We start from the raw sequence: 23433 nt of genomic DNA on the forward strand, positions 1-23433 counted from the left end.
CGCGGTACCTACATCATCAGGTCTCGGGTGCGATTTCTCGGGTGCTCCGGCTGGAAGTCGAAGACTTCGGACAGCGGGCGCCGCGGCGATGCGGTGACCGTCGTGTCGTCGGGGGCATTGCCGACTCGGACGACGACCTGCGCCGCACCGGGCCGGGAAAGTAGTTCGGCCAGAACAGATCTGGTAGCGGTGAGTTCGGTGAGGTGGGTCAGTTCACAGGTAGCCAGACCGCGTGCCGTGCATTCCAGCAAGATGTTGGACAGTGCCTCCCCGGTGTGCAGCCATTGCGTGAACGAGTCGCCGACGGAACTGAGCAACAGCAGACGAGAACGGTCTTCGAGACCGGATCGCCGGTTGGCGTACGGGGCAAACGGAAAGGCCCGTCCCACGGGCGTTCGGGCCGCTTCGGCCGACGATGTGAGTGCGCTTGCGGGTATCCCACGTGACTCCGACGATCCACTCCACCAGTGCAATTCGTCCTGGTACGCGGTGTCGTATCGACGCAGCGCGGTAATGTGACGTGTGGCCTCGGCCAATCGAGGACGGTCGCCGTCGGTGATTTCGTCTACCACCACCTGGTGCGGCCGAGCGAGTTCACGCGCGGTCGCGAGCACGTCCGGCCAGTGGTCAGGCGGCAGCATCGGCAGTCGGTCGGTATGTCGCCGGGGTATGGCGCGGACTCGGGCCGCGGTCCTGTTCAACGGACCGCTCCACGGTCGAAACCGCAGAGCGGCAAGCAGTTCCGGGCAGCCCGGCTGCGGGATGCGAGTGATATGGGCGAACCAGCCCATGGACACGAAGGCTTGCCGAGCATGATCGAGCGCCGCGCCGCAGCTGATGATCGACTGCCGGTACTGCGGGTCTCCCGCGGGCAACTGCCGCGTGGTATCGCGGTAGAGCAACAACTTCGATCCGTCGAATACCCAGTGCCAGGGCTGTGTGTTGTGCACCGACGGTGCTCGGCAGGCGAGGGCCAGCGCGGTGCGAACCACGGACAGGCTGGGGGTGGTCGAGCCGTCGGGCACGGTCATGGCTCCGGCTGCTCTCGGCGAAACGACAGGATGTCGGAGACCGGTCGGCGATGCGACATCGGAGTGGCTTCGTCATCGTCCGGTGCAGTGCCGACTCGGATTACGACCTGCGGCGTTACCGAGTGGCCGAGCAGGTCGGCGATGGCCTTGCGCGCGGTCGGTAGTTCGGTGATGTGGGTCAGCGCGCAACTGACCTGTTCGGCGACGGTGCATTCGAGCAGTACGGCCGACAGTGCCTCGCCGCTGCGTAGCCACGCCGACACGGAGTCGCCGGTAGAACTTAGCACCATCAGGTGGGCCTGGTCTTCGATGTCCGCGCGCCGCGACGAATGCGGTGCGGCGGGGAACGTACGGGCTACCGGGACCCGGGCGGCCTCGGCGTCCGAGATGAGTGCGCTGCGGGGCACGCCCTCTGGCGCATGCGAATGCCCACTCCACCAATGTAATTCGGCCTGGTACTCCATGTCGTAGCGGCGCAGCGCCGTCGCGTGCTGCGAGGCGGCAGCCAGCCGCGCGCCGGCGGCGGTGTCGAGGACATCGATCTGAATGTCGTGCGGATTGGCGAGCATCCGCGCGGCGTGCACGAGCTCGGCCCAGTGCTGTGGTGCCAGCATGGGCAGCCGGTCGGTGCGGCGCCGTTCGATAGCGCGGGCGCGCGCGTGGACCCCGGCGGGCGGATCCGGCCACGGGCGGAACTCGATGGTCGCCAGGTGATCGAGACTATCCGGGTTCGGCAATCGAACGGTATCGGTGTGCCAGCCGAACTCGGCGAATACGGTGCGCAGATGGTGCAGTACCGCGCCACAGCTGATGACCAGCTGCCTGCCGTGCGGATCGGTCGAGGTCAGCAGGCGTTCGTTGTCGCGATACAGGTGCAGGCGCGTGCCGTCGAACACCCAGCGCCACGGCTGGGTGTTGTGCACCGAAGGCGCGCGCCCGGCCTGCCGCACAGCCGCCGTGATCGTCGGCCGATCCGGTACGAATGTTTCGGGAAGTGCGTCGCTTACGGTCATGCATCGAGTGTCCGCCGCCGAAATGGCAGGAACTACGGGACTTCCGCCCGTACCGGAAGGCACAAAGTCACCCGGGATCCGGCGCTGTGCTGTCATGGCGGGTAACGAGGCCGAAGGTGGAAACCATTAGGGCCCTTCGGCTCTGAAGCACAGCGTCGGTACGGCGAATCATCGGTGGTACGCGATCACTCCGTCGGGGGAGTGAACCATTCGGATCAACACTCGATCGCGTCAATTCACCAGAACAAGGCACATCATGACTACAACACCGCGACACTGCGCCGCCGCCGTCTTCCTGATCGCGGGAATTTCCCTCGGGTCCACAGCCTGCGGGCGTACTCCTGCGATCGCCCCCACCGTGCATCCGACGCCGTCCTCGACTCTCAGCAAACCGGCGACCGCGACGCCGACCCGGACCCCCTACACGACCACGTCGGTATCCACTCCCTCGATCGTGCCGACCACGGTCACGCCACCACCGACGACCGTGGCGGTACCGCAGCGATTCGTGCCGCCCGCGCCCGCTCCTGAGCAGCCGACGACACCTTCGGCGCCCCCCGCACCGAGTACCTACTACGCCAACTGCGCCGCCGCCCGGGCGGCCGGCGCAGCTCCTCTGCATCGCGGTGAACCCGGCTACCGTCCGGGCCTGGATCGTGACGGCGACGGAGTTGCTTGCGAATAGCGGATGGCCGCGGTGCGGAGTTCAGGCGTGGTCGGCTCTGTCGAAGCGGGGTCCCCCTGGCACGTGGCTCGCGCTGTTGCCGTGGGCGGCGATGGATACCTGATGCCATGCTTGCCAGGTGGCCAGCCGTGATTCGTACGCTGCGGTGATGCGTTCGAGTCCGTCGTTGCCGAATAGCAACCTCAGTGGTGGGGAGGCGGCGTCGACGAGGGTGAGGAGCGCGGCTCGGGTGGCGGCGGGATCACCCGGGGAGCGAGTGGCAGCGGCGGTGGTGGTCGCGTCGCGGATGTCGCGATAGGCCTCGATCGTGGTGGTGGGTTGCATGGAGGTGTTGAATCCTGTGGAGAATCCTTGGGGTTCGATGATCGTCACCGCGATGCCGAAGGCGGAGACCTCCGCGGCGAGTGCTTCGTGGAAGGCTTCGAGGGCGAATTTGGTTGCCGCGTAGGCTCCGGCGCCAGGGTAGGCGATCTGCCCCAGTAGTGAGGAGACCGCGATGATGTGGCCGGATCGCTGGGCGCGCAGGATCGGTAGCGCGGCTCGCACGATCCGTATCGCGCCGAAGACGTTGGTTTCGAACACCGAGTCGATTTGGGCGTCGTCGAGTTCCTCGACCATTCCCAGTTGTCCGTAGCCTGCGTTGTTGACCACGACATCCAGGCGGCCCAGCACATTGTGGGCGCACTGGATGGCTCGAGCGCCGGCGCTTCGCTGGGCGACATCCAACTGAATCGGAACTACAGCGTCGCCGAAGCGTTCGACCAGTTCATCGAGTGTCGCGACGGTGCGGGCGGTCGCAGCGACGCGGTCGCCCCGTTCGAGTGCCGCAAGGGCCCATTCGCGTCCGAGACCTCGTGAGGCGCCGGTGATGAACCAATTTCTCGACCCCACCTGTCTACTCCTTTCTGATCGTCGGGATGGAGGTTATTTCTGGGCATCGTGGACTTTGGACACGGCGTCTTCTGTGTCAGCGGCCATCGCGTCGATGATCTGGTCGAAGCTCAACCCTTGCTCACGCAAGCTGCGGATGGTGTCGTATCCGGCGGCGGTCACGTCGTCGAACTGGGCGCGGTTGGCCCGGTAGATTGCCGGGTCCTGCGGTTGCGCGGCATCGAGGTGCTTGCGCAGCGCGGCCGCGGGCAGGTCGGTGGCATAGACCGGTGAGCCGGGTTGCTGACGCCAGGACTGTGCGAGGGTGCCGCCGTCGACCGGGTCGAATCCAGCCTGGTCGACCAGCTGACTGAGGCGATGTTTGGCGGTTCCGTCGGGACCTGCGATCGGCAGCCCGAACCGTTGCGGCGACCCCGCCGGGCGGCCGCCGTCACGCAGGCTCACGTAGGTGATGTTGTTGAACGCTTTGAAGATCGGGCGTCCGATCAGCCCTGACAGCCATAGGGTGTCCGGCTCCGGGGTGTCGGTGTCGCCCAGTCCGGGCAGGATGCCGTCGCGGCCCGGGTAGTAGTTGCCGGTGTCGACGATGATCGTTTCCGGCCCGGCGTGCTCGGCTACCGATCTCGCTGCGGTGGGCAGTGCGCTGTAGGGAAGAGCCAGGAACAAGATGCCCGCAGTGGCGGCCACATCGGCGGCCCACCCGGCACTCATCCCGTCGACAAGCAGATCCGACAATGATTCTGGTTCGTGTGAGTTGGCGACCTGCACCGTGTTCCCGACCGCGGCAAGATGCCGAGCGAGGGTGCCGCCGAGGATTCCCGCGCCGATCACACCGATTTTCACCATAACTGTGACTCCTTTCCAGCAGGGTCGACGGCGTCGGCGAGTGCGGCGCCGTGCTCATACATCCAGCGGCCCAGTGCGCGCACCGGACCATCGAGAAGGCTCATGCCCAAAACGGTGAGTTCGTATTCGACCCGAGGGGGTCGTTCGGCGAATCTGTGACTGGTGATCAACCCGAAACCAGTCAGTCGTCGCAGCGTTTCGGTCAACGATTTGTCACTGAGTTCGCCGACCCGCTCACGCAACTCGCTGCGCCGGTGCGGACCGTCGTGCAAAGCGGCCAGGACCACCATGTCCCAACGATGGGAAAACAATTCCGCACCGGTGCGGATACGGCAGTCCGCGAACAGTTCCTCGGGGTCGATGTTCGGGCTCATACCGCAATCATGCATATCGGTTTCCTACCGTTCGGTGCGCGACACCATCGCGTGCATTGGCGGCCGGTGCTCACGGCGCCCACTGCCGGGCGATGCGGTCGATGAGAGAATCGACCAACCCGTTGGCCCGGTCCCAGAAAGCCGCGGCGTCGACCTGTTCGGGCACATCGACCTCCACCTCGAGCACGGTGCTGAGCCGGGCGATCGTCAGATAGTTGCCGAGCAGGGCGAGGATCTCCACGAGGTGACGATCACTGAACCGGGCACGGAACCGATTCAGAACCGCCGCGGGTGGGCGTGGCCGGTGCACGCAGGTGGTGACGAACTCCAGCAGCACCTGCTCGTGTTCGGTGAACACCGGTGCGCTGAAATGACGCGCGGCGAGCGCGTCGAAATGGCTGCCGGTCAAGCCCGTCTGCGGGGCGGTGCGCAGGTGCTGGCGCCATTCGTAATCCGAACCGTAGAGCTGAGCGCACGCCAGGATCACCAGTTCCCGCTCGCGTGCGCCGAGCGCGGTGTGGGTGAGCAGGCTCGTGGAATACACCGAGAACAAGCTCAGCAGGATCGGTGAGTGCCCGGCCATCCGGAACACGTTGATCTGGTCGGCCAGTATCGGTGCCAGCGACGCCGGCACCTCGGCGGGTTCGGGGTAGGGGATGCGTGCCATCACCGCCGCCCGGCGGGGTCCGCGGGCGGGTCCAGGATCAACCGGAACAGCGGCAGGGTCCGCGCGGTCTTGGCCTGGTTGCCGACCTGAAACGGCAGCACGTGCACCAGCTCAGCGAATACGGCGTCACGTTCACTGCCGGACAACTCTTTCGCCGTTGCCGTGCGGACCTCGCGTCCGAGTTCGACGCGGACCCGCGGATCGGCCCGCAGGTTGTGCACCCAAGCGGGCGCCTTGTCCGAGCCGTTGTCCGAGCCGACGACGACGGGATTGCCGTGATCGTCGTAATAGGACAGCGGTGTCTGGCGCGACGCGCCGGATTTCGCACCGGTGTGGTGCAGGATCAGCAGCGGAATTTTGCCGCGATAATCGCCGCCGATTTTTTTCTCCGGATCGTAGTAGCGGTCGATGACGCCGCCGTTGCGGCGGAAGGCCCGCATGAATCGTTGGTTGTAGGCGATCTGTTCCTCGATCGGCCACGACCACATCTTCGCGCTCGCCCCGAACTTCTCATAACCCTGTTCATCGGAAACGATCCCGGTTACGTCGTCGCTTTCCGGCATAACAGTCCACCTTTCGTCGGCCGAGTTCCGGCACCCACACGGTCTTTCCACCAACCAGGATGAATCTTCTGACGCCTACCAATCGGTGCATGACCACACAGTCGGCCGCCATCCCGACACCCACGGTCACCGAAAACAAGTAGCCCGCGACACCGAAGCCGGTGCCCGGAGCGCGTCGAACCTTTGCGCCAGGCGATGACTGCCGCGATGCAGCCGACGGTTCTTGCACCGGCACGGTGATAAGGTGCTGCAGCAGCGGATCGGAGCCGAGGAAGGCCTCTTGAAGACCTCGCCGCGGAAACACGAGCCGTTGTCGGAGACCACCGCGATCGGCGCCGCAGCCACGCCGACCGGCTCACCCTCCGGCCCGAGGCCCTCGGCTACTCCCCGGTCGTCGCGTAGGTCATCAAGATCCAGGACATGCTCGGCTTCAGCGACGGCGAGCCGGAGACACTTCAGCGCGTCGTGTCCGCGCGCGGTCGTCGTGACCGTGATGGCGAGGCAGTATTTGGGCGCGGTTCGAGGGCCTCGCGCCCGCCTCCAGGAATGCCTGCTTCCATTTCGAGACCGCGACCGCGCTCACGCCCCGTCGCCGCGCCGCCTCGGACACGCTCATCTCGCCCCGGAGGACCGATAGGACGATCCGCAGCTTGTCCTCGACCGGGATCCTCGACCTCGCCGACCGCGACATGGCGTCTCCTTCTGGGCTTGTGGGTCCAGGACCGTTAACCTGGCGAACCTGCCACATATGGTGACGCACTAGACCGACCAGAACGGCTATTCGCCATTGAGCGACGGCGCGTTTCGTGTACTCACGGCCCGGAGTCTCACTGCAATGCATTTCTCGGATATGTGCGGACTGCAAGTTGCTGAAAACATCCGATTATATGATTAAGGAACGTTTCGCCAGGGAATCCACGGAGGCGGACGACCAGTCCGTTCGGCGCTCGTAAGCTTGAAATGTGCAGCTTCGATGTCTCGCACTGCTGCGGTGTTCACGGGAGGTATTTCATGCCGGCGGAATGGGTGGCCATCGCTCGCGCGATAAGTATGGCGAATTCCCTGAGCCAAGCGCTCGCGCGAAACGATCTTCTCCTCGAAGCCATCGGGAGGAATCGGGCAGACACCGCCAAGCGGTTGGCGCAAGAATCCGAAAACCTTCATCTCTCGGCTGGTGAACGAGAGGACAAGCGGAGAATGGCGTTGGGTGAGCTGGAAGGCGCGTACACGGCCGCCTTGGCAAAAGCAGCAAAACCGACGGGCATCAAGAGTTGGTTCATGGGTGTGCCGTCCGAGGCGCACAACGCCGCAGCTCGTGCCGCGGTATCGCTTGCTGTCGCGAACGGTGCGCTCGGCCGATACGAATCCAAGAACCAGAACATGGCCCGTGCGAGGAAGCACTTCGAGGATTACATCGAAAGGCGAGAGGACGAAGAACGTTGGAGGCCAGGGTTGGAGGGGCCCATCGAGGTGGATCTCGAGAAGACGGCGCGGGAACGAGCGGCATTCGCTGAGGTGGTCGCCAGGGTCGGGTAGCGCAACAAAACGTGGTTTCGACTCACCAAGTGGCGCGGCTACCTGGACTGCTTCACCCACGCCACCGGAAAGCACACGCGCACAACGGAGCTCAAACGCAAACTCGCGGTCATTGCCTGGACGACCGAGTACTACGGGCTGGCGGTGGACCAGCGACGCCGCAGTGGCCGGCGCATCGATGACGAGGTGCTCGCCCATCTCGCCCGCGCACAGGGCGAACGTCGACTTCTTCGGCGCGATCGAGGTCGATATCGACGCCGAACTGGCTGCGCTCGGCCCGACCGGGTACCGGCCGCTGCGCGTGCGCGACACCCCGTTCTGAGCAGTGTGTCAGCCGGTTGGCCGCCAAGCAGCGCCTTGCTCGGCTCGGGCGGGATGTCGATGTTGTGCGCTGTGCGCAGTGCTCTTCAGGGGGCGTGGAACGTGCGCGGGCTGGGTGTGGGTCGGGGTCGCGGCGTGGTTGGTGTGGCTGGTTGGATTGTGGTGCAGGTGACATTCTTCTGGTTCGAGCTAGGGCGGTGAATGTCCTAGGTGCCTTTTAGCGTGGCTCACGAGTAGTTCGGTGCCGCGGTTCGCGGCGTGGTCAGCGATGGAAGGAGTCGACGATGAACAGCACTACCGATCCTGTGGTGACGATCCGGTCGGGGCGGGTCCTGGGCCGTGCGGATGGTCCGGTGACGGTGTTCGAGGGCATTCCGTACGCGGCCGCTCCGGCGGGGGAGCTCTTGTTCGACGTACCGCGCCCGGCTCCGGCCTGGGCGGGCGTGCGTGATTGCACGGCGCCGGGGCCGTGGGTGCCGCAAGGGGTGTCGATCGCGAGTCCGGATCTGCTGGAGTCCTCGCTGGCCGAGGACAACGAGTGCCTGAATCTGAACGTGACGACCCCCGATGTCGGTGGGTCCGGACTGCCGGTGATGGTCTGGATTCATCCCTCGGCCTTCCAGGCGGGCAGCAATTCCGAGTCGCGCTTCGCCACCACTGCCGCGCTGGCGCGCCGTGGCGTAGTGGTCGTGGCGATCAACTACCGGCTCGGCGCGCCCGGATTCGCCGAGATCGCCGGGGCACCGAGTAACCGGGGCCTGCGCGATCAGATCGCGGCCTTGCAGTGGGTGCAGGACAACATCCGCGTCTTCGGCGGCGACCCGGACAATGTCACCATCTTCGGCAGCTCGGCCGGGGGTCTGAGTTGCGCGCTACTGTTCGCCTCCCCAGCCGCGGCGGGACTGTTCCATCGGGCGATCCCGCAGAGTTCCGGCCCGGTGGTGGTCGCCGACCCCGACGAGGCCCGCCTCGCCGCCCGCACCTGGGCGACACGCCTGGGCGTCGAGCCGACACGGGCCGCGCTGGCGGGAGTGTCGCGCAAGGACGTCATCGGTTCTCAGCTGGCGGCCGTTCTCGATTTCATCCCGAACCTGGATGCCCGGCTGTGGGGTGCGGCGACGATCCGCGCGGGTTTCGGTGTCGTGCCGTTCATCCCGGTGCTCGATGAGCAGATATTGCCACAACGCCCGGTCGAGGCGGCCGCCTCGCGCGCCACGCACGGGGTGTCGCTGCTGTTGGGGCAGTCGACCAGCGAGGTCGAGGCGATCGCCGCGACCATCGCACCCGCGGCGGGCACGCCGAGCGAGGATCCGAGCCTGGCGCGAGCGCTGGGGTTGATCGGCGCGGACGACCCAGCCGTGCTCGAGGTGTTTCGCCACAACCGGCCCGCCGGCGATGCGCAGCGGCTGTTCTACGCGATCGCCGCCGAGTACCTGGCCCGCGCGCCTTACATGGCGCTCGCCGAGAACTACGCCGCAGCCGGCGGGACGGTGTTCCTCAACGAGTTCGCTTGGGCCACACCGGTGATGGGCGTGGCCGGGCACAGTGCCGAGCTGCCGTTCCTGTTCGAAACCTACGAGGTCTTCCAATCCATGGGGTTGCTCGGCGAGGACATACCGATGCAGCTGACCGAGGAGATGCAGCGCGCCTGGATCTCGTTCGCCACCCATGGTGATCCCGGTTGGGCGCCGGTCAGCCTCAGTCGCCCGAACCCGGTCAAGGTCTTCGACGCCGACTCCAACCCGGTCGAGCCGACACCACGGGCCGACGAACTCGCCGCGGTCCGCGCATCGAAGGCTCTCGCCAACCGCGGGTGATGTGAATTCGCGCTGTAACGTGCGCTCATGTTGGGTCCCTTTGGTCGACGGTCATTCGAATGGCCATCTATCAACGCTCCTGGTTGCGGAATGCGGCGCTCGGGGCGGCCTGTTGCGCCCTGAGGATGCGCAGAAGGAAGACACCGGAGACCGCGGCCATGGTGAGCGCCATCAGTAGCCCGCCGAAGAGTCCGATCAGGGCAGTGTGGGCGGTGGACTGCCCGGGCTGCCACAGTGGGGTGGTGACGGTGGTGAAGACGAGCAGGGCGGCCAGCCAGGCTGCGGCATTGGCCCAAATCCATTGGCCTGCATGGTGTATGTGGCGGCGCAGGGCAAACCATTGCGTCACGCCGATCGACAGCAGGATGACGACCACGCCGATGGTCGCGGCGGGAATGACGACAGCAGGCGGCCAGGAGTCGAGCCCATTGCTGGCGACTACCGGGATCACACCGATGGACCAGGCCAGCAGTGCGCCTAGTGCGGTAGCGAGAATCCAATCGGCGCGACGAAATCCAGGTACGACGGAGCCGAGTACGCCGGCTTGGAACCAGCCGAGGACGGTGCCTTCGATCGCGCCTGCGGCGAGCAGTGCGAGGGCGGCGGTCGCGGGTGCGGCGTCCCGCACGAGAGCTCCTGTCAGCGCGGGTGCCGCGAAGCCGAACAGCTCGCCGAGGGTGACGCTGATGCACCAGCGTCGCCAAAGGCCGACATACTTCGGTTCGGCCGCCACGGAGCTCGGGAGGTTGTGCGCGGCCTGCAATTCGATGACGACGAAGGGATCCGTAGTGGGGATGACCATGCGGGGATATTTCGCCTGATAGACCGCGGCCACTTCTTCGTGTTCCAGCGATCCGGGAGGTGTCACGTGACCCGTACCGTATTGCCACCGGCCGTCGAGCCATACCGAGATCGGCCGGGGTGTACGGAAGTTGCGCCACCACGACTTTGTGTGGGCGCGGGCTACTCGGACGACGACATTGTGGTCCGAGCGGGCATAGGAGACGGGAAGAGCGACGTGGCGACCCGAAAGTCGGCCCTGGTAGCGCAGTTCCGTCAGATTCCGCCGCAGCCCGGCCGTCATGGGCGAGTGCAGCATCCTCGAGATCACGGATGCGCCGAAGCCTGGTGCCTCGTATCGGGTGGTGCTCGTCATATTTCTATGGTCGTCTGCGAGAACGCCCGTCGGCAGGCCCAAACGGCTCTCGTTCCGGTTGCCGATGGTCCCTCAGTCGGAAGTCCGATCGGCCTGACTGTGCGCCTGGTCGGAGACGAAGGGCGTTGCGCCGAGACGCCGGAACCTGGTGGCGAGCGCGGCGCTGAGGGTCTGCTGCTCGATGAGGATGTCCGGGTCGGCGATGACGGTGACGCCCAGCGTGCCGGCGTAGGACAGCACCGCAAAGGTCACGCCGACGTTGCCCGGCGTCGACACCATCGGGATGATCCCCTCGATGCGGCTGCCGCCCAGGTGCAGAGCCTCCCTCGAACCGCGCACGTTTGTCTCGAAGGTGTGCACGAGGCGTTGGTGCGCGATGAACGACTGGAACAGTCCGACTCGTTGCAGCATCCGGAAGACCGCACCCAGCGGTGCGGCTGAGGAAGCACGGATGGTCGTCTTGCCCATGGTGCTCGTCACCGCGGTGATGTCGGCGAGCCTCGTCGAATCGTCGTCGATCGCGGGGACCGAGATCGGCCGGACACCGGTGTCGTTGCCGAGGTCGGCTGGTCCCCTCGCGCGGCGACCTGAGATCGGTACCGAGATCACCAGTTGGCGTGGCCGCTCACCTCGCGCCCGCAGAATATCGAGCAGCGCACCGCTGATCGCGGCGAGCACGACATCGTTGACGGTGCCGTCCGCGCGGTGCGCAGTGGCGACGACGTCGGCCAGGCCGACGGCCACCCAGGTGAGGCAGCGCCGCGGCGATGTGGGCTGATTCAAGGAGATTCGTTCGACCGGCCGGATAATTGTCCAGCTGAATCCGAGTTCACGCAGCCCTGCGGCTGACTCCCGGATCTCCTGTGGCATCGAGCTCAAGGCGCGCAGCCGTGTTCGAGCGGCATCGGTCGCCAGCGCCCACCCACTCGGCGGCGGCCGAGGGAAATCGGATTGCGCGGGTGCTACCCCTTCGTCGCCGAGTGCCGCGAGCACGGCCAAACCGCCGAGACCGTCGGTGAGGACATGGTGCGCGACGACAACCAGCGCGCACTGCCCTGGCGAGCGCACCATCCCGGCCCGCCACAGTGGCCGGTTCTTTGCCAGCGGTGTGCAGAGCAGGTCGGTGGCGATATCGAAGAGTTCCGACTCGGAAACCTGTGCTGGTCGGTCGATCACCTGAAGGTGCTGGTCCACGGCGAAGTGCGGGTCGTCCACCCAGATCGGCCGACCGCAGCCGAACGGTGTGTGCCGCAACGTCTGTCGGAATCGCGGTATCCGCGGTATCCGCTCGGCCAGCAGTGCGCGAAGGCGTGCCGGATCCGGCGGGCATGTGCTGTCGAAAAGCAGGATCGCGCCGAGGTGCATGGGCGTCGACCCGCGGTCATCGACCATGACGGTGAGATCGGTCGGACTGGCGCGGTCGATAACCGGTGGACGGGACCGCGCCGGCGCGCCGGGTACGTGTGCTCTGATCATCATTGGATCTCCGTGACCGGGCTCAACTGCCCGCTATGTCGCGGCGATCGAAAATCGGCAGTGCGGCCAGGACACAGCAGATTCCGGCCGCTGCAAGCCATAGGTAGGAGAGCGGAAGACCGGCGCCCATCGGTCCGTCGGCTACCGCCTGGTGGAACGGTGACCACGGTCCCCACGGCTGTACCGCGGTGACCAGTTTGCTCGCTACGTAGAGCACGTAGGCGGCAACGGCGAGAACCGAGGCGACACCGAGAGCGAGCACTCGCCTGCCGGTAGCGGCGCCGATCGCGACGGCGAGCAACCCGAATTCGATACCCAGCAGCATCATCGACAATGCCCCCGACGCGGCAGCGCCCACTGTCACGCCCAACCCGAAAATGGCCGAGCACACGACGAGGGACCCGAACAGCACCGATCCGAGGACCGCAACGGCGGTCACGACTACGGCGGCCTGCTCCAGCGTCAGCCGAATCGGTGAAACACCATTCACGAGAAGCACTTCCAGCGTGCCGCGTTCTTCCTCACCGGCGATGCCACGTGCACCGCGACCGATGGCGAAGACCATGAAAAGAATCGGCAGCAGCATGCTGAACAGCTCGGCATTCAAGAACCCGGTCCCGGTGGTGAACTCCTCGAGGTTGAACAGCTTGCGCATGGCCTCGGGATAGTTGTTCAGGAACTCCTGCATGCCGGACATATCCGAGAAGGTCGGCCAGATCGCGGATTCGAGCAGCACGAGCAGCACGACCCCGATGCTCCAGCCGAGGAGCCCGCGGCGTTGATCACGCAACGACTTGGTGTACACGGTGCGCAGCATGGTGATTCAGCCCCGTCCGTAGTAGTTGAGGAAGACCTCTTCGAGGTCGGGTTCGTGGCTGACGATGTCGGTGACCTCGAACGGTGCCACCGCACGCAGCAGCGCCGCGGTGGAACCTTCGAGTTCGATGTGCACCGCCTTGCTGTTGCGCATGACCGACCGCACTCCGCTGGTGTGTCGTAGCCGGTCGAGATCCGGTGGCGCACCACCGAATACGAGATCGATGCGGCGCAGCGGCCGTGCGGTGAGCGCGCCGATCGATTGCACTTCGACCAGGCGTCCCTGCCGCAGGATGCCGACCCTGTCGGCGACCTCCTGGACTTCCGACAGCACATGCGAGGACAGGAATACCGTGCGTCCCGCGGCCTTCACCTCATGGATCAGAGCGTGGAATTCTCGCTGTACCAGCGGGTCCAGTCCAGCGGTGGGCTCGTCGAGCACGAGCAGATCGGGTTCGGACATGAAGGCCTGGACGAGGCCGACCTTCTGCCGGTTACCGTGCGACATCGCGCCGATGCGCACCGTGGGATCCAAGCCGAGCCGTTCGATCAGCTGCTTGCGGACCTTGTCATCGACGCCGCCGCGCAGGCTGGCCAGGTACCGGAGGTACTGATCTGCGGTGAGATCGGGATAGCCGACGAATTCACCTGGCAGGTAACCGATATGGCGCTGTGCTGCGGATCGCTGGTGCACCGTGTCCGCGCCGGCGATGGTCACACTGCCCCTGGTCGGGCGCATCAGCCCGACCAGCAGCCGGATGGTGGTGGTCTTACCCGCGCCGTTCGGTCCGAGATAGCCGAAGACGACTCCGGCGGGTACTTCGAGATCTACGTCGACCAGGGCGGGCTTGTGCCCGTAGAGCTTGGTCAACCCTGAGGTACTGACTATCGCTGACATGGCAGTTCGTCTTTCGTGCGGTGGTGGCCGATTCAGCCCGCTGCGCCCGCGGTCGCGCCGCCGTCGAGGACGAATTCCGAGCCGGTGGAGAAGGTGGCCTCGGTGATGAGGAAGCGCACCATCGCCGCCACCTCGTCCGGCTCGCCGAAGCGGGCCAACGGCTGGGCGGCCGCCATCGATTCATCCAGACCGGCGGTCATCGGCGTGTGAATCGGGCCGGGATGCACCGAGCACACCCGGATGTCGTCGCGGCCGAGCTCGAGGGCGGCGGCTTTGGTGAGACCACGCAGACCCCATTTGCTGGCGACGTAGCCGCCGATGCCCGCGTAACCGACCAGCCCCGCCGTCGAGGAGATATTGACTATCACACCGCCGCCCCCGGCCCGCAGGTGCGGAACGGCCATGTGCATGCCGAGCCAGGATCCGTACAGATTGACCTCGACGACGTGGCGGAACATCGCCGGTGACTCGTCCTCGATGCTGCCGAAATCGAGGATTCCCGCGTTGTTGACCAGGATCGCGAGCGGCCCGAAAGTGGCGGCGGTCTGGTCGATGACGTCGCGCCACATCGACTTGTCGGTGACGTCGAGGCGTTGGAACATGACGTTCGGCCCGAGTGAACGGGCAAGTTCGGTGCCTTCCCGCTCGAGCAGGTCGGCGACCACGACCGCGATGTTCTCCTTCGCGAGTGCTCGTACGATGGCGGCGCCGATGCCGCGCGCGCCACCGGTGACGATGGCACTTCGTCCGCTGAAATTGTTCATGGCCGACAACCCTCCTGATGTTTGTGTCCCTAGAGCGTGGCGTCTCATGGCCTCCGTGCGAGCCTGGCGAAAGTCCTCAGTGCACAGGACTATCCGACTCTGTCTCGGCTACTCGACCGGCAGTCGGGCATCCGCCGGGGCGAGGTCGAATTCCCGGGTCTGGCCGCTGTGCAGGGTCGCGGACGAGCCCGCGACATCGAGATCGATCGGTGCGGCACTTGCGGCCGGTCTGCTGGTGAGGCGCAGTCGATGGTGATCGAGAGCGACATCGATGCGGTGCCCGCGGTAGTGCAGGCCGAACCGGACGCCCGAGAGTTGCTGTGGCAGCCGCGGATCGAAGACCAGCCGATCACGGTAACAGCGCAGGCCGGCGAACGCGCGGATCACGATGTCGACCGTGCCTGCCATCGCGGCGAAGTGGATGCCGTGCTGGGTGGTGCCGCCCTGGGTGTCGTCGAGATCGGCCACCAGGGCCCGCTGAAAGACCGCCCAGGCCCGTTCGGGTCGCATCCGGGCCAGCACCGAGGCGTGTACCACCTGGCTCAGGGTGGACCCGTCACTGGTGCGGTGTAGGTAGTAATCCACTGTGCGATCAAGGGTTTCGCGGGTGCACGGGTAGCCGAGACGGTCGAGGAATTCGAGCAGGCGGCCTGGGCCGAGCAGATAGATCAGCATCAGTACGTCGGCCTGTTTGGCGAGCTTGTACCGGTTGGTGGTGTCGCCTTCGGCTTCGAGGATGAGATCGAGCCGGCCGATGTTGCCGTAGCGGTGCCGGTAGTTGTCCCAGTCGAGTTCGGCGAGTTCGCCGTAGCCGTCGAACTGGCTGAGCACGCCGTCGTGGAACGGCACCGCCATCCGCAGGCTGCGGCGCGCCCACTGACCGGGTTCGACAGGATCGGCGATATGCATTCGGCGGCAGACCGTTTCGCGGGCGTGCCCGGCGAGGAGGTCCAACGTTTCGACCGCTTTGCCGCACACCCAGGCGGCGAGCACGTTGGTATAGGCGTTGTCGCGCAACCCGGCGCCGGGGGCGTCGGGATACCCGTCGTGGTATTCGTCGGGTCCCATCACCCCGTCGAGGTGGTAGCGATCGGCGGCGCGGTCGTGGCGGGTCATGGCGGTGAACAGTCGTGCGACTTCGATGATCAGTTCGGCGCCGTGTTCGGCGAGCCAGGTGAGGTCGCCGGTGCATTCGTAGAATTGCCAGGCGTTGTAAGCGATTGCGAGTCCGACATGGCGTTGGTGCCGCGAGTTGTCGGGCATCCACCGTTTCGAACGGGGATTGAACAGTTGCGCCGGCGTCTCCTCCCGGCCGTCGCTACCGCTCTGCCACGGAAACATCGCACCGCGCCAGCCGTGTTCGGCCGCCGCGAAACGGGCGGCGGGGAGCCTGCGGGCACGGTATCGGAGCGCGGCCTTGGCCACCTCGGGCCGATGCAGGGTGAGCAGCGGCATGACGAACAGTTCGTCCCAGAAAATGTGGCCGCGATAGCCTTCCCCGTGCAGACCGCGCACGGGTATTCCCGCATCGTGCTCGGCCGTGTGCTCGGTGAGTGTTTGCGCGAGGTGGAACAGGTGCAGATTCAGCACGAGCCGGGTCTGGGTGTCGGTCCCGTCGAGTTCGATCGCCAGCTGGTCCCACAGCGCGGTCCAGGCATCGTGATGTTCGAGGAACAGTCCGGTGAAACCCGCAGGTGCACGGTTCAATTCGGTCACGGCGCCGAGGGCGGGCGCGGCGATGGCATGGTCTCTGGACGTGACGATCGCGACGACCTTGTCGACGACGGTGGGCTGTCCGTCTTGTACGGGGACATGCAGCACTTGGGAGTAATGCTCTGCGCCATCGTTTTCGGCGACCGGACGGCTTGCGATCGTGCCGCGAAGGGTGGTCCGGGCCGCGACGGCGATGCGGATGCGGCTCGAACTCGTCTCCGCCTGCACCGTGAAGGTGTGCTCGTCGACCGGATCGGCCTCGATCCGAGTCAGCTGCCGGTGGGTGAACGAGGGGTACTCCGCGACGTTGGAGTTGGTCACGCCGGCATCGATACCCGATCGAATGTCCACCTCGCCGCTCCAGCCCTGCGGGACCACGGTCGTCTCGAGCGCGGCCACGTGCGGTCGTGCCATCGAGACGAGGCGGCGCTGAGTGACCAGGAGCGTTCGTCCCTGGGGCCCCACCAGTAGCGCGGTGCGAGTGTAGATTCCAGTGCGCAGGTCGAGGTCGCGGCGTTCGTTGCGGACCGCCACCGCCTCGTCGGACCACCAGACACCACCGAAGCGGATGTCGAGCGGGAGCCAATTCGGGACATTGACGATCTGCTCCTCCTCGATCGCGCGCTGCGCGAGGGTTCCAGTACGCCGGTTGTATACACCAGCGATATAGGTTCCTGGGTAATGCGTTCGGCCACAGAAATATTCGGGCGAGCAGCCACGGGTGCCGAAGTAGCCGTTGGCGAGTGTCGTGAGGGCCTCGCGCTGTCGCTCGTGCGCGGAGTCCGAACCGCCGTAGCTGAGCAGCCAGGGATCGGTGAGTAGCACGCCGAGGTCGAGCTCGGCGACGTCGCGCACGACGAAGTCGGCCCCGGCGGCCGCCAGACCGTCCGGGTGCAGTCGGCGATCGACGCCCACGACGAGTCCGAATCCGCCCGCCACGCCGGCTCGCACACCTGAGGGCGCGTCCTCTACCACCGCCGCTCGTTGCGGGGGGACGCCGAGGCGGCGTGCTGCTTCGAGAAAGAGTGCGGGATCGGGTTTGCCTGGCAGCGCCAGTGTTTCGGCAGTATCACCGTCGATCACGACATCGAACAGATCGGTGAGACCCGCGGCTGTCAAGATCGCGTGCGCGTTGCGGCTCGCGGTGACCAGGCCGACGGGCACCCCTCCGTTGCGTAACCGGCACACCAGGTCGACGGTGCCGGGAAAGGCCCGGACGCCTTGCTGGGCAAGCAGTGTCAGGAAGATCGAGTTCTTGCGATTGGCCAGACCGTGAACCGTCCACGCGTCGTCCGGGTCGGTGTCGCTGCCCGGTGGCAGGGTGATGCCGCGAGACGACAGGAAAGCCGTGACTCCGTCCGTGCGGGCCCGGCCGTCGATCAGACGGTGATAGTCCGCATCCTCGAACGGACGCGGCGGCACTGCCGTGGTGAGCCGGTCATCGCGTAAAACTTTGTTGAACAACTGTTTCCACGCGGCCGCATGGACTGTGGCGGTGTCGGTGACCACTCCGTCCATGTCGAACAATACGGCGTCGTAGGGCGGCCGAGCGCCGAGCGGGCCGGACGGTGCGATGTGTGCCATAGCTGCCGGGCTTTCGCGGCTAGCCTGTCCGAGCGTCGACCGGACGCTCGGCAACCGGCGTGCTGTTGCGTTCGGCCCGCTGTTCGATGCCGAGGAGCATCTTGCGCTCCATGACCCAGCTGCCGGGCTCCATGACGAGCCGGTTGAAGAGTCTGTTCGGCAGGCGGGCGCCCGGTACGGCGATCCGGTTGCGGCTCACCAGCCGGGTGCCTCCGTCGGTCGGGTACAGCCCGAACGACCACACCCAGTTGCCGTCCGCGGACGCGAAGACCAATGTGTGCTCGGGTTCGAGAACGGCCACACGCATGCGGGGTCCGCTTGTGCCGAGAGCGAAGGAGTCTCCGACAGAGATGTTCTGGAACTGCGGGAGAATCTCGTTCGCGCTGTGCATGTTCAGTCCGAGCAGGTTCTCGATCCAGTCGTAGGTGTATGCGCCGCCGCGGCCGGGACCGAGCTGGACCAGCCATGGCCAGATCGCACCCGGGCTCGTCGCGATCGTGATCGCCCTGGTGGCAATGACGTCCGGCGCGGTGAGCAATTCGTCACCCGGCATTTCACGAGCGACTTCGTCCTCGGTTGCGCCCCAGGTCAGGCACCAGCGGCGCAGGAGCACCTGGTAGCCCGCTGCCAGACCGGCCAGATAGGTCGCGGTTCCCACGACGAGTGCTGTCTTCGTTCGCATTTCACGGCTCATCTGCGTATTCGGCCAGGAGTAACCGGTGGGCCTCCTGGGCGGCGATCTCGGATCGGGTACTGGCGGATTCGATATCGGGGCGATATTCCAGTCCGCGGGTGAGCACCGCGACCGCCTCGGCCAGCGTCTGTACGCGGTCGGACAGTTCGGTGAGCCGATCCTCCACTGTCTCTTCGTCATTCGGTCCCGGTGAGGTGCCGAGCAGGATTCGGTTCAGCGGGGCAGGCAGCCGGGAGAACAGATGATCGAGCAACCCGGGGGAGCACAGATCGCGGAACGCGTCGGTGACGATCCACAGCAAACCGACGGCTTCGTCGTCGGTGACGCCCGCCGCGGACGCGAAATCGGCGAGCATATCGTTCACTTCGCGCCGTTTCGGCGCGCGGTCCGGCACCCAGCCTTCGAAGAATATGCCACGCAACAGTTCTGGCAGTTGCGCGCTCAAATGTGCGGCGGCGTGCAGTTCGAGCCGGTCACGCACGGTGTGCAGCCACGCTCGGGTGGCTCGATAGGCGAAGAGGCGATCGTCGGTGGCCATGCCGTCCGCGACATGGCGCAGCCAGACGTTGGCGGAGTGCACGGCAGGGCCGAAAGGATCTCGTTTGTGCGACATGACGGTCTCCTCGGTCATTCCTGATGGGTGACCATGACAGGGCAATGGGCGTGTTGGACAAGGAAATTGCTGGTGGATCCGAGCAGCAGTCCGGTGAACGCGCCGTGGCCGCGGGTGCCGACGACGAGCAGCTGCGCCGTGCCGGACAGCTCCATCAGCGGCCGGACCGGTCCACCGGAACTGACCAACCGAGTGACGCGCACGTCCGGGTACTTCTCCTGCCAGCCGGCGAGACGTTCGGCGAGCAGCGCGTCTTCGGAGTTCTCGATCTCGCTCTCGACGAGTCCGAGATCGGCTCTACCCGCGAATCCGTAGAAGTTCCAGTCACTCCAGGCGTGAACGACGATCAATTCTACGCCGCGATCCGAGGCTTCGGCGAAGGCGGCGGCGATGGCCGCCTCACCCGCGGCGGTCGCGTCGGCCCCGACCACCACCGCGCCGGTCCGTTCGTGCACCTGCCCGGATTCGTTGCCGCGGACCACAACGACCGATCCGTGGCCGTGGCTGGTGACTGCGAGCAGGGTCGAGCCCAGGTGCGCGAATGTGCCTGCGTTGCCGGTGGCCCCGAGCACCACCAGATGCGCTGCGCTCGAGGCCTGGATGAGAACTTCGGCCGCCTTGGCGTCGGACACCTCGGTGGTGACACTGAGCTCGGGGTCGACCTGGAGCGCGAGCCGGTAGGCATCGTCGACGACCTTGCGGCCGCGCTGGAAGCTCATCTCGATGATGGGGCCCGTCAAGACGTCGTGTCTGGCGAGTTTGGCGCGGGTAGCGGCCAGGTCGAGGCCGTGCAGGACGTGCAGTCCTCTGCGACGGCGGGACGCGGCGTGCGCGGCCCAGCGGAGCGCGTCGTCGGATCCGGCCGATCCGTCGACGCCGACGACGACGCGCGCTGATGCGAGGCGGTGCGTTGTTGCGTTCTCCGGAGTGTTCATCTCGTCTTCCTCGGTGCTCGGGTGGATTACGGTGCGGTGGGCGCGGATTCGCCGACAGCGGATCGGGAGACCATGACCTTGAGTGCGCCGGTTTGCGCGGAGCGGGCGAAAACGTCATAGGCGTTGGGGAATTCGGACATCTCGAAGCGGTGCGTGACGATCGGTGCCGGATCGAGCTGCCCGCTGCGGATGAGCTGGATCAGCGTGGGCGTGGAGTTCGTATCGACCAGGCCGGTGGTGATCGTCAGATCGCGGATCCAGATCCGTTCCAGGTGCAGCGTTGCCGGGGCGCCGTGCACGCCGATGTTGGCGACATGCCCGCCCGGTCGTACGAGATCGACGGAAAGCTCGAAGGTTTCGGGTGTACCGACAGCTTCCATGACGACGTCGGCGCCCAGCCCGTCGGTCAGTCGCGCGATGCGTGCTCGGACGTCGTCGCGTCTGCTGTTGAGGGTGATATCCGCACCGAGCTTCGTGGCGGCCACCAGCCGGCTGTCGGTTACGTCGATGACGACGATATGGCCCGGACTGTACAAGCGGGCGGTCATGATCGCGGCCAGGCCGATGGGCCCGGCGCCGACGATGACGACCACATCGCCGGGCCGGACGCCACCGTTGCGGACGCCTACCTCGTGGCTGGTGGGCAGGATGTCGGCCAGCATCAACATCTGCTCGTCGGTCAGGCCGGCCGGTATCGCGTGCGTCGACAGGTCGGCGAAGGGCACGCGCACGAATTCGGCCTGGGTGCCGTCGATCAGGTGACCGAGGATCCAGCCGCCGCCACCGAGACACTGGCCATAGCGGCCCTCCTTGCAGAATCGGCACGCACCGCACGCCGAGATGCACGAGATCAGAACTCGGTCACCTACTTTGCGTGTGCGTACGCTCGAACCGACCTCGGTCACTGTGCCCACCGCTTCGTGGCCGAGGATGCGCCCCGGCGTCACTTCGGGGACATCGCCTTTGAGGATGTGCAGATCCGTCCCGCAGATCGTGACCGCGTCCACGCGCACGATCACGTCGGTACCGTCCTGGATCACCGGTTCGGGGACTTGCTCCCAGCTCGGTTGACCGGGGCCGCGAAAGGTCATGGCGTACATCTGAATCCACCTCTGGTCGGATCAGTTCGATGGGCGGGTGATGATGACCGGGCAGTCGGCGCCGTGCAGTACCGCCTGACTGACCGATCCGAGCGTCATGCCGGGGAAGCCGCCGTGGCCGTGGCTGCCGACCACGATCAGTTGCGCCGTGGCGGCGGCCGCGAGCAGGCTTTTGGCCGGGCGCGCTTCCTTGACGAGCCGCGACACCGCGACCTCGGGGAACTTTTCCTGGTACCCGGCGATCGTCTCGGCGAGCAGTGTCTCGGCTTCGGTCTGCATGTCCGTGCGCGGGATGTAGCGGTTGAATTCCGACCAGGTGAGGATCGCGAGCAAGGGCGCGCCGCGGCGCGCCGCTTCATCGAAAGCGACTTCGAGCGCATGCGCACCCCCGGCGGATCCGTCGACGCCGACCACCACCGGACCGCCGGCCCGCTCCGGTGCGGCATCGGTCGACTCGGGGACGACCGCGACCGGGCACTTCGCGTGCCGGGCCAGGGATGTGCTCACCGAGCCGAGCAGACCTCGGCGGATTGCGCCGTATCCATGGGTGCCGACGACGAGTAGGCGCGCCTGTGCGGACCGGTCGCGCAGCACCGGAATTGCGGGGGCTTCGACAACGAAGGTGCTGACCTCCAGATCTGGGGTTCCCGCCGCGGCAATGGCCGTCTCGCGGGCCTTGGCGGTGATGTCGGCACCGGCCTTGCGGTATGCGTCGTAGTCGATCTGGGCGAAGGCGATGCCCGGTCCGAAGTCCATCGGTGCGTCGATCGCGTAGACGATATGCAGCGGTGCGCCGTGTCGGGCCGCTGCCCGAGCGGCCCAGCGCACGGCGACGGTGGCGGCGGGGGAGCCGTCGGTGCCGACCAGCACCGGTGGGTTGATGATGTTGCTGGACACGTGATTTCAGCCTTTCGAGGCGAGCGAATGGGGAGCCGGTCAGCTCGCGTGGACTACCTGGACCGGGCAGTGCGCGCGCTGGACCAGCGCGTTGCTGGTCGACCCGAGTAGCAGACCGCGGAATCCACCACGGCCACGGCTGCCGACGACCACGAGCTGCGCGGCTTTGGACCACTCGAGCAGGTAGTGCCGAGGTCCGGACAGATACACCTCGCTGGTGACCACGACCTCGGGGTACTTGTCGTGCCACCCGGAAAGCTGCGTGGCGAGCAGTGCGTGCGCCTCGGCCGCGACGGTGGGATCGGTGATGGTGCCCGAGAATCCGGCGAACCTGTCGAAATGCAGATCGCTCCACACGTGCACGGCGACCAAGCGCGCGTTTCGATCTCGCGCTTCGGCGAAGGCGGTGCCGAGCGCGACTTCGCCCGCCCCGCTCCCGTCGACACCGACCACCACGGGAGCGGTGGAATCGGGAGACCACTCGGTGCCACGGACGACCACGATGGATCCGTGGCCGTGGCTCGCCACCGCCAGCAGGGTGGATCCGAGATGGCGAATGGTTGCGCCTTCGCCGGACGCACCGATCGCGACGAGGTGCGCCGCGGCGGACCGATCGATCAGCAGTTCTGCCGGATTCGACTGGGATACTTCGGTTTCCACGACGAGGCTAGGCTCGAGGCGCAGGGCCAGCGCCCGCGCGGCGGCTACCCGTTCGGCACCCTGGCGGCGAATCGAGTCGAGCACAGCGGGAATCATGAGGTCATAGCTGCCCAGCACGCCGCGCTTGGCGGCGATATCGAGTCCGTTGACGAGCCGCAGTCGGCGGCCGCGGGCCGCGGCGGTGGTGGCGGCCCAGCACACGGCGTGGTCGGCGGCCGCGGAGCCGTCGACGCCGGCCACCACTGGGGCCGTGGCGATTCGGTGCGGATCATCGGTGAGCTGGGTGGCCATTTCTTCGCCCTTCGAAGGTGCTGTGTTGCGGTACTTGTACGTTAGAAATGCGGAGGGTCCCGGCGCGGCTGTCGTTGGTCCCGAGCCCAGAG

At 66.3% G+C, this 23433-nt stretch carries 23 protein-coding genes and 1 pseudogene; 4 read left to right on the plus strand and 20 right to left on the minus strand.

Annotated features, from left to right (window positions below):
• Positions 1-8: 8 nt before the first annotated feature.
• On the minus strand, positions 9-1031 hold the full coding sequence (locus O3I_RS18325; protein WP_014984444.1) for an Acg family FMN-binding oxidoreductase: 1023 nt from the start codon (positions 1029-1031) through the stop codon (positions 9-11).
• Positions 1028-2044, minus strand: coding sequence for an Acg family FMN-binding oxidoreductase (locus O3I_RS18330; RefSeq protein WP_014984445.1), 1017 nt, complete (start codon positions 2042-2044; stop codon positions 1028-1030). Before O3I_RS18330 ends, O3I_RS18325 begins: the two co-directional genes overlap by 4 nt.
• 256 nt (positions 2045-2300) lie before the next feature.
• Between O3I_RS18330 and O3I_RS46350 the strand changes: the two genes are divergently transcribed.
• A complete protein-coding gene (locus tag O3I_RS46350; protein WP_081594027.1) occupies positions 2301-2729 on the plus strand; it encodes an excalibur calcium-binding domain-containing protein in 429 nt (142 codons plus the stop codon).
• Between the two features lie 21 nt (positions 2730-2750).
• Here the strand turns inward: O3I_RS46350 and O3I_RS18340 are convergent, their stop codons facing one another.
• The 6 genes from O3I_RS18340 to O3I_RS46955 all read right to left on the minus strand — a co-directional run bounded on the left by O3I_RS18340 (position 2751) and on the right by O3I_RS46955 (position 6911).
• Positions 2751-3620: an SDR family NAD(P)-dependent oxidoreductase gene (locus tag O3I_RS18340; protein WP_051066657.1), complete on the minus strand. Its 870-nt coding sequence runs from the start codon at positions 3618-3620 to the stop codon at positions 2751-2753.
• Between the two features lie 33 nt (positions 3621-3653).
• The gene (locus tag O3I_RS18345; protein ID WP_014984449.1) at positions 3654-4466 is read right to left on the minus strand and encodes an NADPH-dependent F420 reductase; all 813 of its coding nucleotides are present in this window, start codon (positions 4464-4466) and stop codon (positions 3654-3656) included.
• Complete coding sequence (locus O3I_RS18350; protein ID WP_014984450.1) at positions 4460-4840, minus strand: winged helix-turn-helix transcriptional regulator; 381 nt, start codon at positions 4838-4840, stop codon at positions 4460-4462. The genes O3I_RS18345 and O3I_RS18350 overlap by 7 nt, the downstream gene beginning before the upstream one ends.
• A gap of 70 nt (positions 4841-4910) precedes the next feature.
• Positions 4911-5507 (minus strand): carboxymuconolactone decarboxylase family protein, encoded by a 597-nt coding sequence (locus tag O3I_RS18355; RefSeq protein ID WP_014984451.1) that lies wholly within the window; start codon positions 5505-5507, stop codon positions 4911-4913.
• Positions 5507-6070 (minus strand): nitroreductase family deazaflavin-dependent oxidoreductase, encoded by a 564-nt coding sequence (locus O3I_RS18360; RefSeq protein ID WP_014984452.1) that lies wholly within the window; start codon positions 6068-6070, stop codon positions 5507-5509. The genes O3I_RS18355 and O3I_RS18360 overlap by 1 nt, the downstream gene beginning before the upstream one ends.
• A gap of 430 nt (positions 6071-6500) precedes the next feature.
• Positions 6501-6911 (minus strand): transposase, encoded by a 411-nt coding sequence (locus O3I_RS46955; RefSeq protein WP_081594028.1) that lies wholly within the window; start codon positions 6909-6911, stop codon positions 6501-6503.
• Between the two features lie 170 nt (positions 6912-7081).
• On the opposite strand from O3I_RS46955, the gene O3I_RS18365 reads away from it, so the two are divergent.
• The 3 genes and pseudogenes from O3I_RS18365 to O3I_RS18370 all read left to right on the plus strand — a co-directional run bounded on the left by O3I_RS18365 (position 7082) and on the right by O3I_RS18370 (position 9744).
• Positions 7082-7606 carry a hypothetical protein gene (locus O3I_RS18365; protein ID WP_014984454.1) on the plus strand — a complete coding sequence of 175 codons (525 nt, stop codon included), beginning with the start codon at positions 7082-7084 and terminating at the stop codon, positions 7604-7606.
• A 105-nt stretch (positions 7607-7711) separates the two neighbouring features.
• A pseudogene (locus O3I_RS43865) lies at positions 7712-7928 on the plus strand (Tn3 family transposase); the annotation flags it as partial.
• Between the two features lie 283 nt (positions 7929-8211).
• On the plus strand, positions 8212-9744 hold the full coding sequence (locus O3I_RS18370) for a carboxylesterase/lipase family protein (protein ID WP_014984456.1): 1533 nt from the start codon (positions 8212-8214) through the stop codon (positions 9742-9744).
• Positions 9745-9814: 70 nt separating this feature from the next.
• Here O3I_RS18370 and O3I_RS18375 read toward each other — a convergent pair whose 3' ends face one another.
• From O3I_RS18375 to O3I_RS18430, 12 genes are all read right to left on the minus strand, one after another.
• Positions 9815-10900, minus strand: coding sequence for a hypothetical protein (locus O3I_RS18375; protein ID WP_141692114.1), 1086 nt, complete (start codon positions 10898-10900; stop codon positions 9815-9817).
• A gap of 72 nt (positions 10901-10972) precedes the next feature.
• The gene (locus O3I_RS18380; protein WP_014984458.1) at positions 10973-12379 is read right to left on the minus strand and encodes a wax ester/triacylglycerol synthase domain-containing protein; all 1407 of its coding nucleotides are present in this window, start codon (positions 12377-12379) and stop codon (positions 10973-10975) included.
• 19 nt (positions 12380-12398) lie between these two features.
• The gene (locus O3I_RS18385) at positions 12399-13193 is read right to left on the minus strand and encodes an ABC transporter permease subunit (RefSeq protein WP_014984459.1); all 795 of its coding nucleotides are present in this window, start codon (positions 13191-13193) and stop codon (positions 12399-12401) included.
• A gap of 6 nt (positions 13194-13199) precedes the next feature.
• A complete protein-coding gene (locus O3I_RS18390) occupies positions 13200-14090 on the minus strand; it encodes an ABC transporter ATP-binding protein (RefSeq protein WP_041562695.1) in 891 nt (296 codons plus the stop codon).
• A 32-nt stretch (positions 14091-14122) separates the two neighbouring features.
• The gene (locus tag O3I_RS18395; protein ID WP_014984461.1) at positions 14123-14854 is read right to left on the minus strand and encodes an SDR family NAD(P)-dependent oxidoreductase; all 732 of its coding nucleotides are present in this window, start codon (positions 14852-14854) and stop codon (positions 14123-14125) included.
• Between the two features lie 108 nt (positions 14855-14962).
• On the minus strand, positions 14963-18151 hold the full coding sequence (locus O3I_RS18400; RefSeq protein ID WP_014984462.1) for a beta-phosphoglucomutase family hydrolase: 3189 nt from the start codon (positions 18149-18151) through the stop codon (positions 14963-14965).
• 19 nt (positions 18152-18170) lie between these two features.
• The gene (locus O3I_RS18405; protein WP_014984463.1) at positions 18171-18833 is read right to left on the minus strand and encodes a hypothetical protein; all 663 of its coding nucleotides are present in this window, start codon (positions 18831-18833) and stop codon (positions 18171-18173) included.
• Position 18834: 1 nt separating this feature from the next.
• A complete protein-coding gene (locus O3I_RS18410) occupies positions 18835-19458 on the minus strand; it encodes a DUF2267 domain-containing protein (RefSeq protein WP_041563986.1) in 624 nt (207 codons plus the stop codon).
• A 14-nt stretch (positions 19459-19472) separates the two neighbouring features.
• Positions 19473-20393 carry a universal stress protein gene (locus O3I_RS18415; protein WP_014984465.1) on the minus strand — a complete coding sequence of 307 codons (921 nt, stop codon included), beginning with the start codon at positions 20391-20393 and terminating at the stop codon, positions 19473-19475.
• Positions 20394-20419: 26 nt separating this feature from the next.
• Positions 20420-21493: a zinc-dependent alcohol dehydrogenase family protein gene (locus tag O3I_RS18420; RefSeq protein ID WP_014984466.1), complete on the minus strand. Its 1074-nt coding sequence runs from the start codon at positions 21491-21493 to the stop codon at positions 20420-20422.
• Positions 21494-21514: 21 nt separating this feature from the next.
• Positions 21515-22390: a universal stress protein gene (locus tag O3I_RS18425; protein ID WP_014984467.1), complete on the minus strand. Its 876-nt coding sequence runs from the start codon at positions 22388-22390 to the stop codon at positions 21515-21517.
• Between the two features lie 39 nt (positions 22391-22429).
• Positions 22430-23341 carry a universal stress protein gene (locus O3I_RS18430; protein WP_014984468.1) on the minus strand — a complete coding sequence of 304 codons (912 nt, stop codon included), beginning with the start codon at positions 23339-23341 and terminating at the stop codon, positions 22430-22432.
• Positions 23342-23433 lie beyond the last annotated feature (92 nt).

The sequence above is a fragment of the Nocardia brasiliensis ATCC 700358 genome (assembly GCF_000250675.2).
Lineage (GTDB): Bacteria > Actinomycetota > Actinomycetes > Mycobacteriales > Mycobacteriaceae > Nocardia > Nocardia brasiliensis_B.

What these genes read in the sequence shown, in the direction of transcription:
- O3I_RS18415 (WP_014984465.1), bottom strand. Translation starts at nt 20,393, where the DNA reads ATGAACACTCCGGAGAACGCAACAACGCACCGCCTCGCATCAGCGCGC.
- O3I_RS18370 (WP_014984456.1), top strand. Translation starts at nt 8,212, where the DNA reads ATGAACAGCACTACCGATCCTGTGGTGACGATCCGGTCGGGGCGGGTC.
- O3I_RS18360 (WP_014984452.1), bottom strand. Translation starts at nt 6,070, where the DNA reads ATGCCGGAAAGCGACGACGTAACCGGGATCGTTTCCGATGAACAGGGT.
- O3I_RS18430 (WP_014984468.1), bottom strand. Translation starts at nt 23,341, where the DNA reads ATGGCCACCCAGCTCACCGATGATCCGCACCGAATCGCCACGGCCCCA.
- O3I_RS18410 (WP_041563986.1), bottom strand. Translation starts at nt 19,458, where the DNA reads ATGTCGCACAAACGAGATCCTTTCGGCCCTGCCGTGCACTCCGCCAAC.
- O3I_RS18355 (WP_014984451.1), bottom strand. Translation starts at nt 5,507, where the DNA reads ATGGCACGCATCCCCTACCCCGAACCCGCCGAGGTGCCGGCGTCGCTG.
- O3I_RS18400 (WP_014984462.1), bottom strand. Translation starts at nt 18,151, where the DNA reads ATGGCACACATCGCACCGTCCGGCCCGCTCGGCGCTCGGCCGCCCTAC.
- O3I_RS18330 (WP_014984445.1), bottom strand. Translation starts at nt 2,044, where the DNA reads ATGACCGTAAGCGACGCACTTCCCGAAACATTCGTACCGGATCGGCCG.
- O3I_RS18325 (WP_014984444.1), bottom strand. Translation starts at nt 1,031, where the DNA reads ATGACCGTGCCCGACGGCTCGACCACCCCCAGCCTGTCCGTGGTTCGC.
- O3I_RS46955 (WP_081594028.1), bottom strand. Translation starts at nt 6,911, where the DNA reads ATGCATTGCAGTGAGACTCCGGGCCGTGAGTACACGAAACGCGCCGTC.
- O3I_RS18345 (WP_014984449.1), bottom strand. Translation starts at nt 4,466, where the DNA reads ATGGTGAAAATCGGTGTGATCGGCGCGGGAATCCTCGGCGGCACCCTC.
- O3I_RS18395 (WP_014984461.1), bottom strand. Translation starts at nt 14,854, where the DNA reads ATGAACAATTTCAGCGGACGAAGTGCCATCGTCACCGGTGGCGCGCGC.
- O3I_RS18405 (WP_014984463.1), bottom strand. Translation starts at nt 18,833, where the DNA reads ATGCGAACGAAGACAGCACTCGTCGTGGGAACCGCGACCTATCTGGCC.
- O3I_RS18390 (WP_041562695.1), bottom strand. Translation starts at nt 14,090, where the DNA reads ATGTCAGCGATAGTCAGTACCTCAGGGTTGACCAAGCTCTACGGGCAC.
- O3I_RS18385 (WP_014984459.1), bottom strand. Translation starts at nt 13,193, where the DNA reads ATGCTGCGCACCGTGTACACCAAGTCGTTGCGTGATCAACGCCGCGGG.
- O3I_RS18350 (WP_014984450.1), bottom strand. Translation starts at nt 4,840, where the DNA reads ATGAGCCCGAACATCGACCCCGAGGAACTGTTCGCGGACTGCCGTATC.
- O3I_RS18375 (WP_141692114.1), bottom strand. Translation starts at nt 10,900, where the DNA reads ATGACGAGCACCACCCGATACGAGGCACCAGGCTTCGGCGCATCCGTG.
- O3I_RS18365 (WP_014984454.1), top strand. Translation starts at nt 7,082, where the DNA reads ATGCCGGCGGAATGGGTGGCCATCGCTCGCGCGATAAGTATGGCGAAT.
- O3I_RS18420 (WP_014984466.1), bottom strand. Translation starts at nt 21,493, where the DNA reads ATGTACGCCATGACCTTTCGCGGCCCCGGTCAACCGAGCTGGGAGCAA.
- O3I_RS18380 (WP_014984458.1), bottom strand. Translation starts at nt 12,379, where the DNA reads ATGATGATCAGAGCACACGTACCCGGCGCGCCGGCGCGGTCCCGTCCA.
- O3I_RS46350 (WP_081594027.1), top strand. Translation starts at nt 2,301, where the DNA reads ATGACTACAACACCGCGACACTGCGCCGCCGCCGTCTTCCTGATCGCG.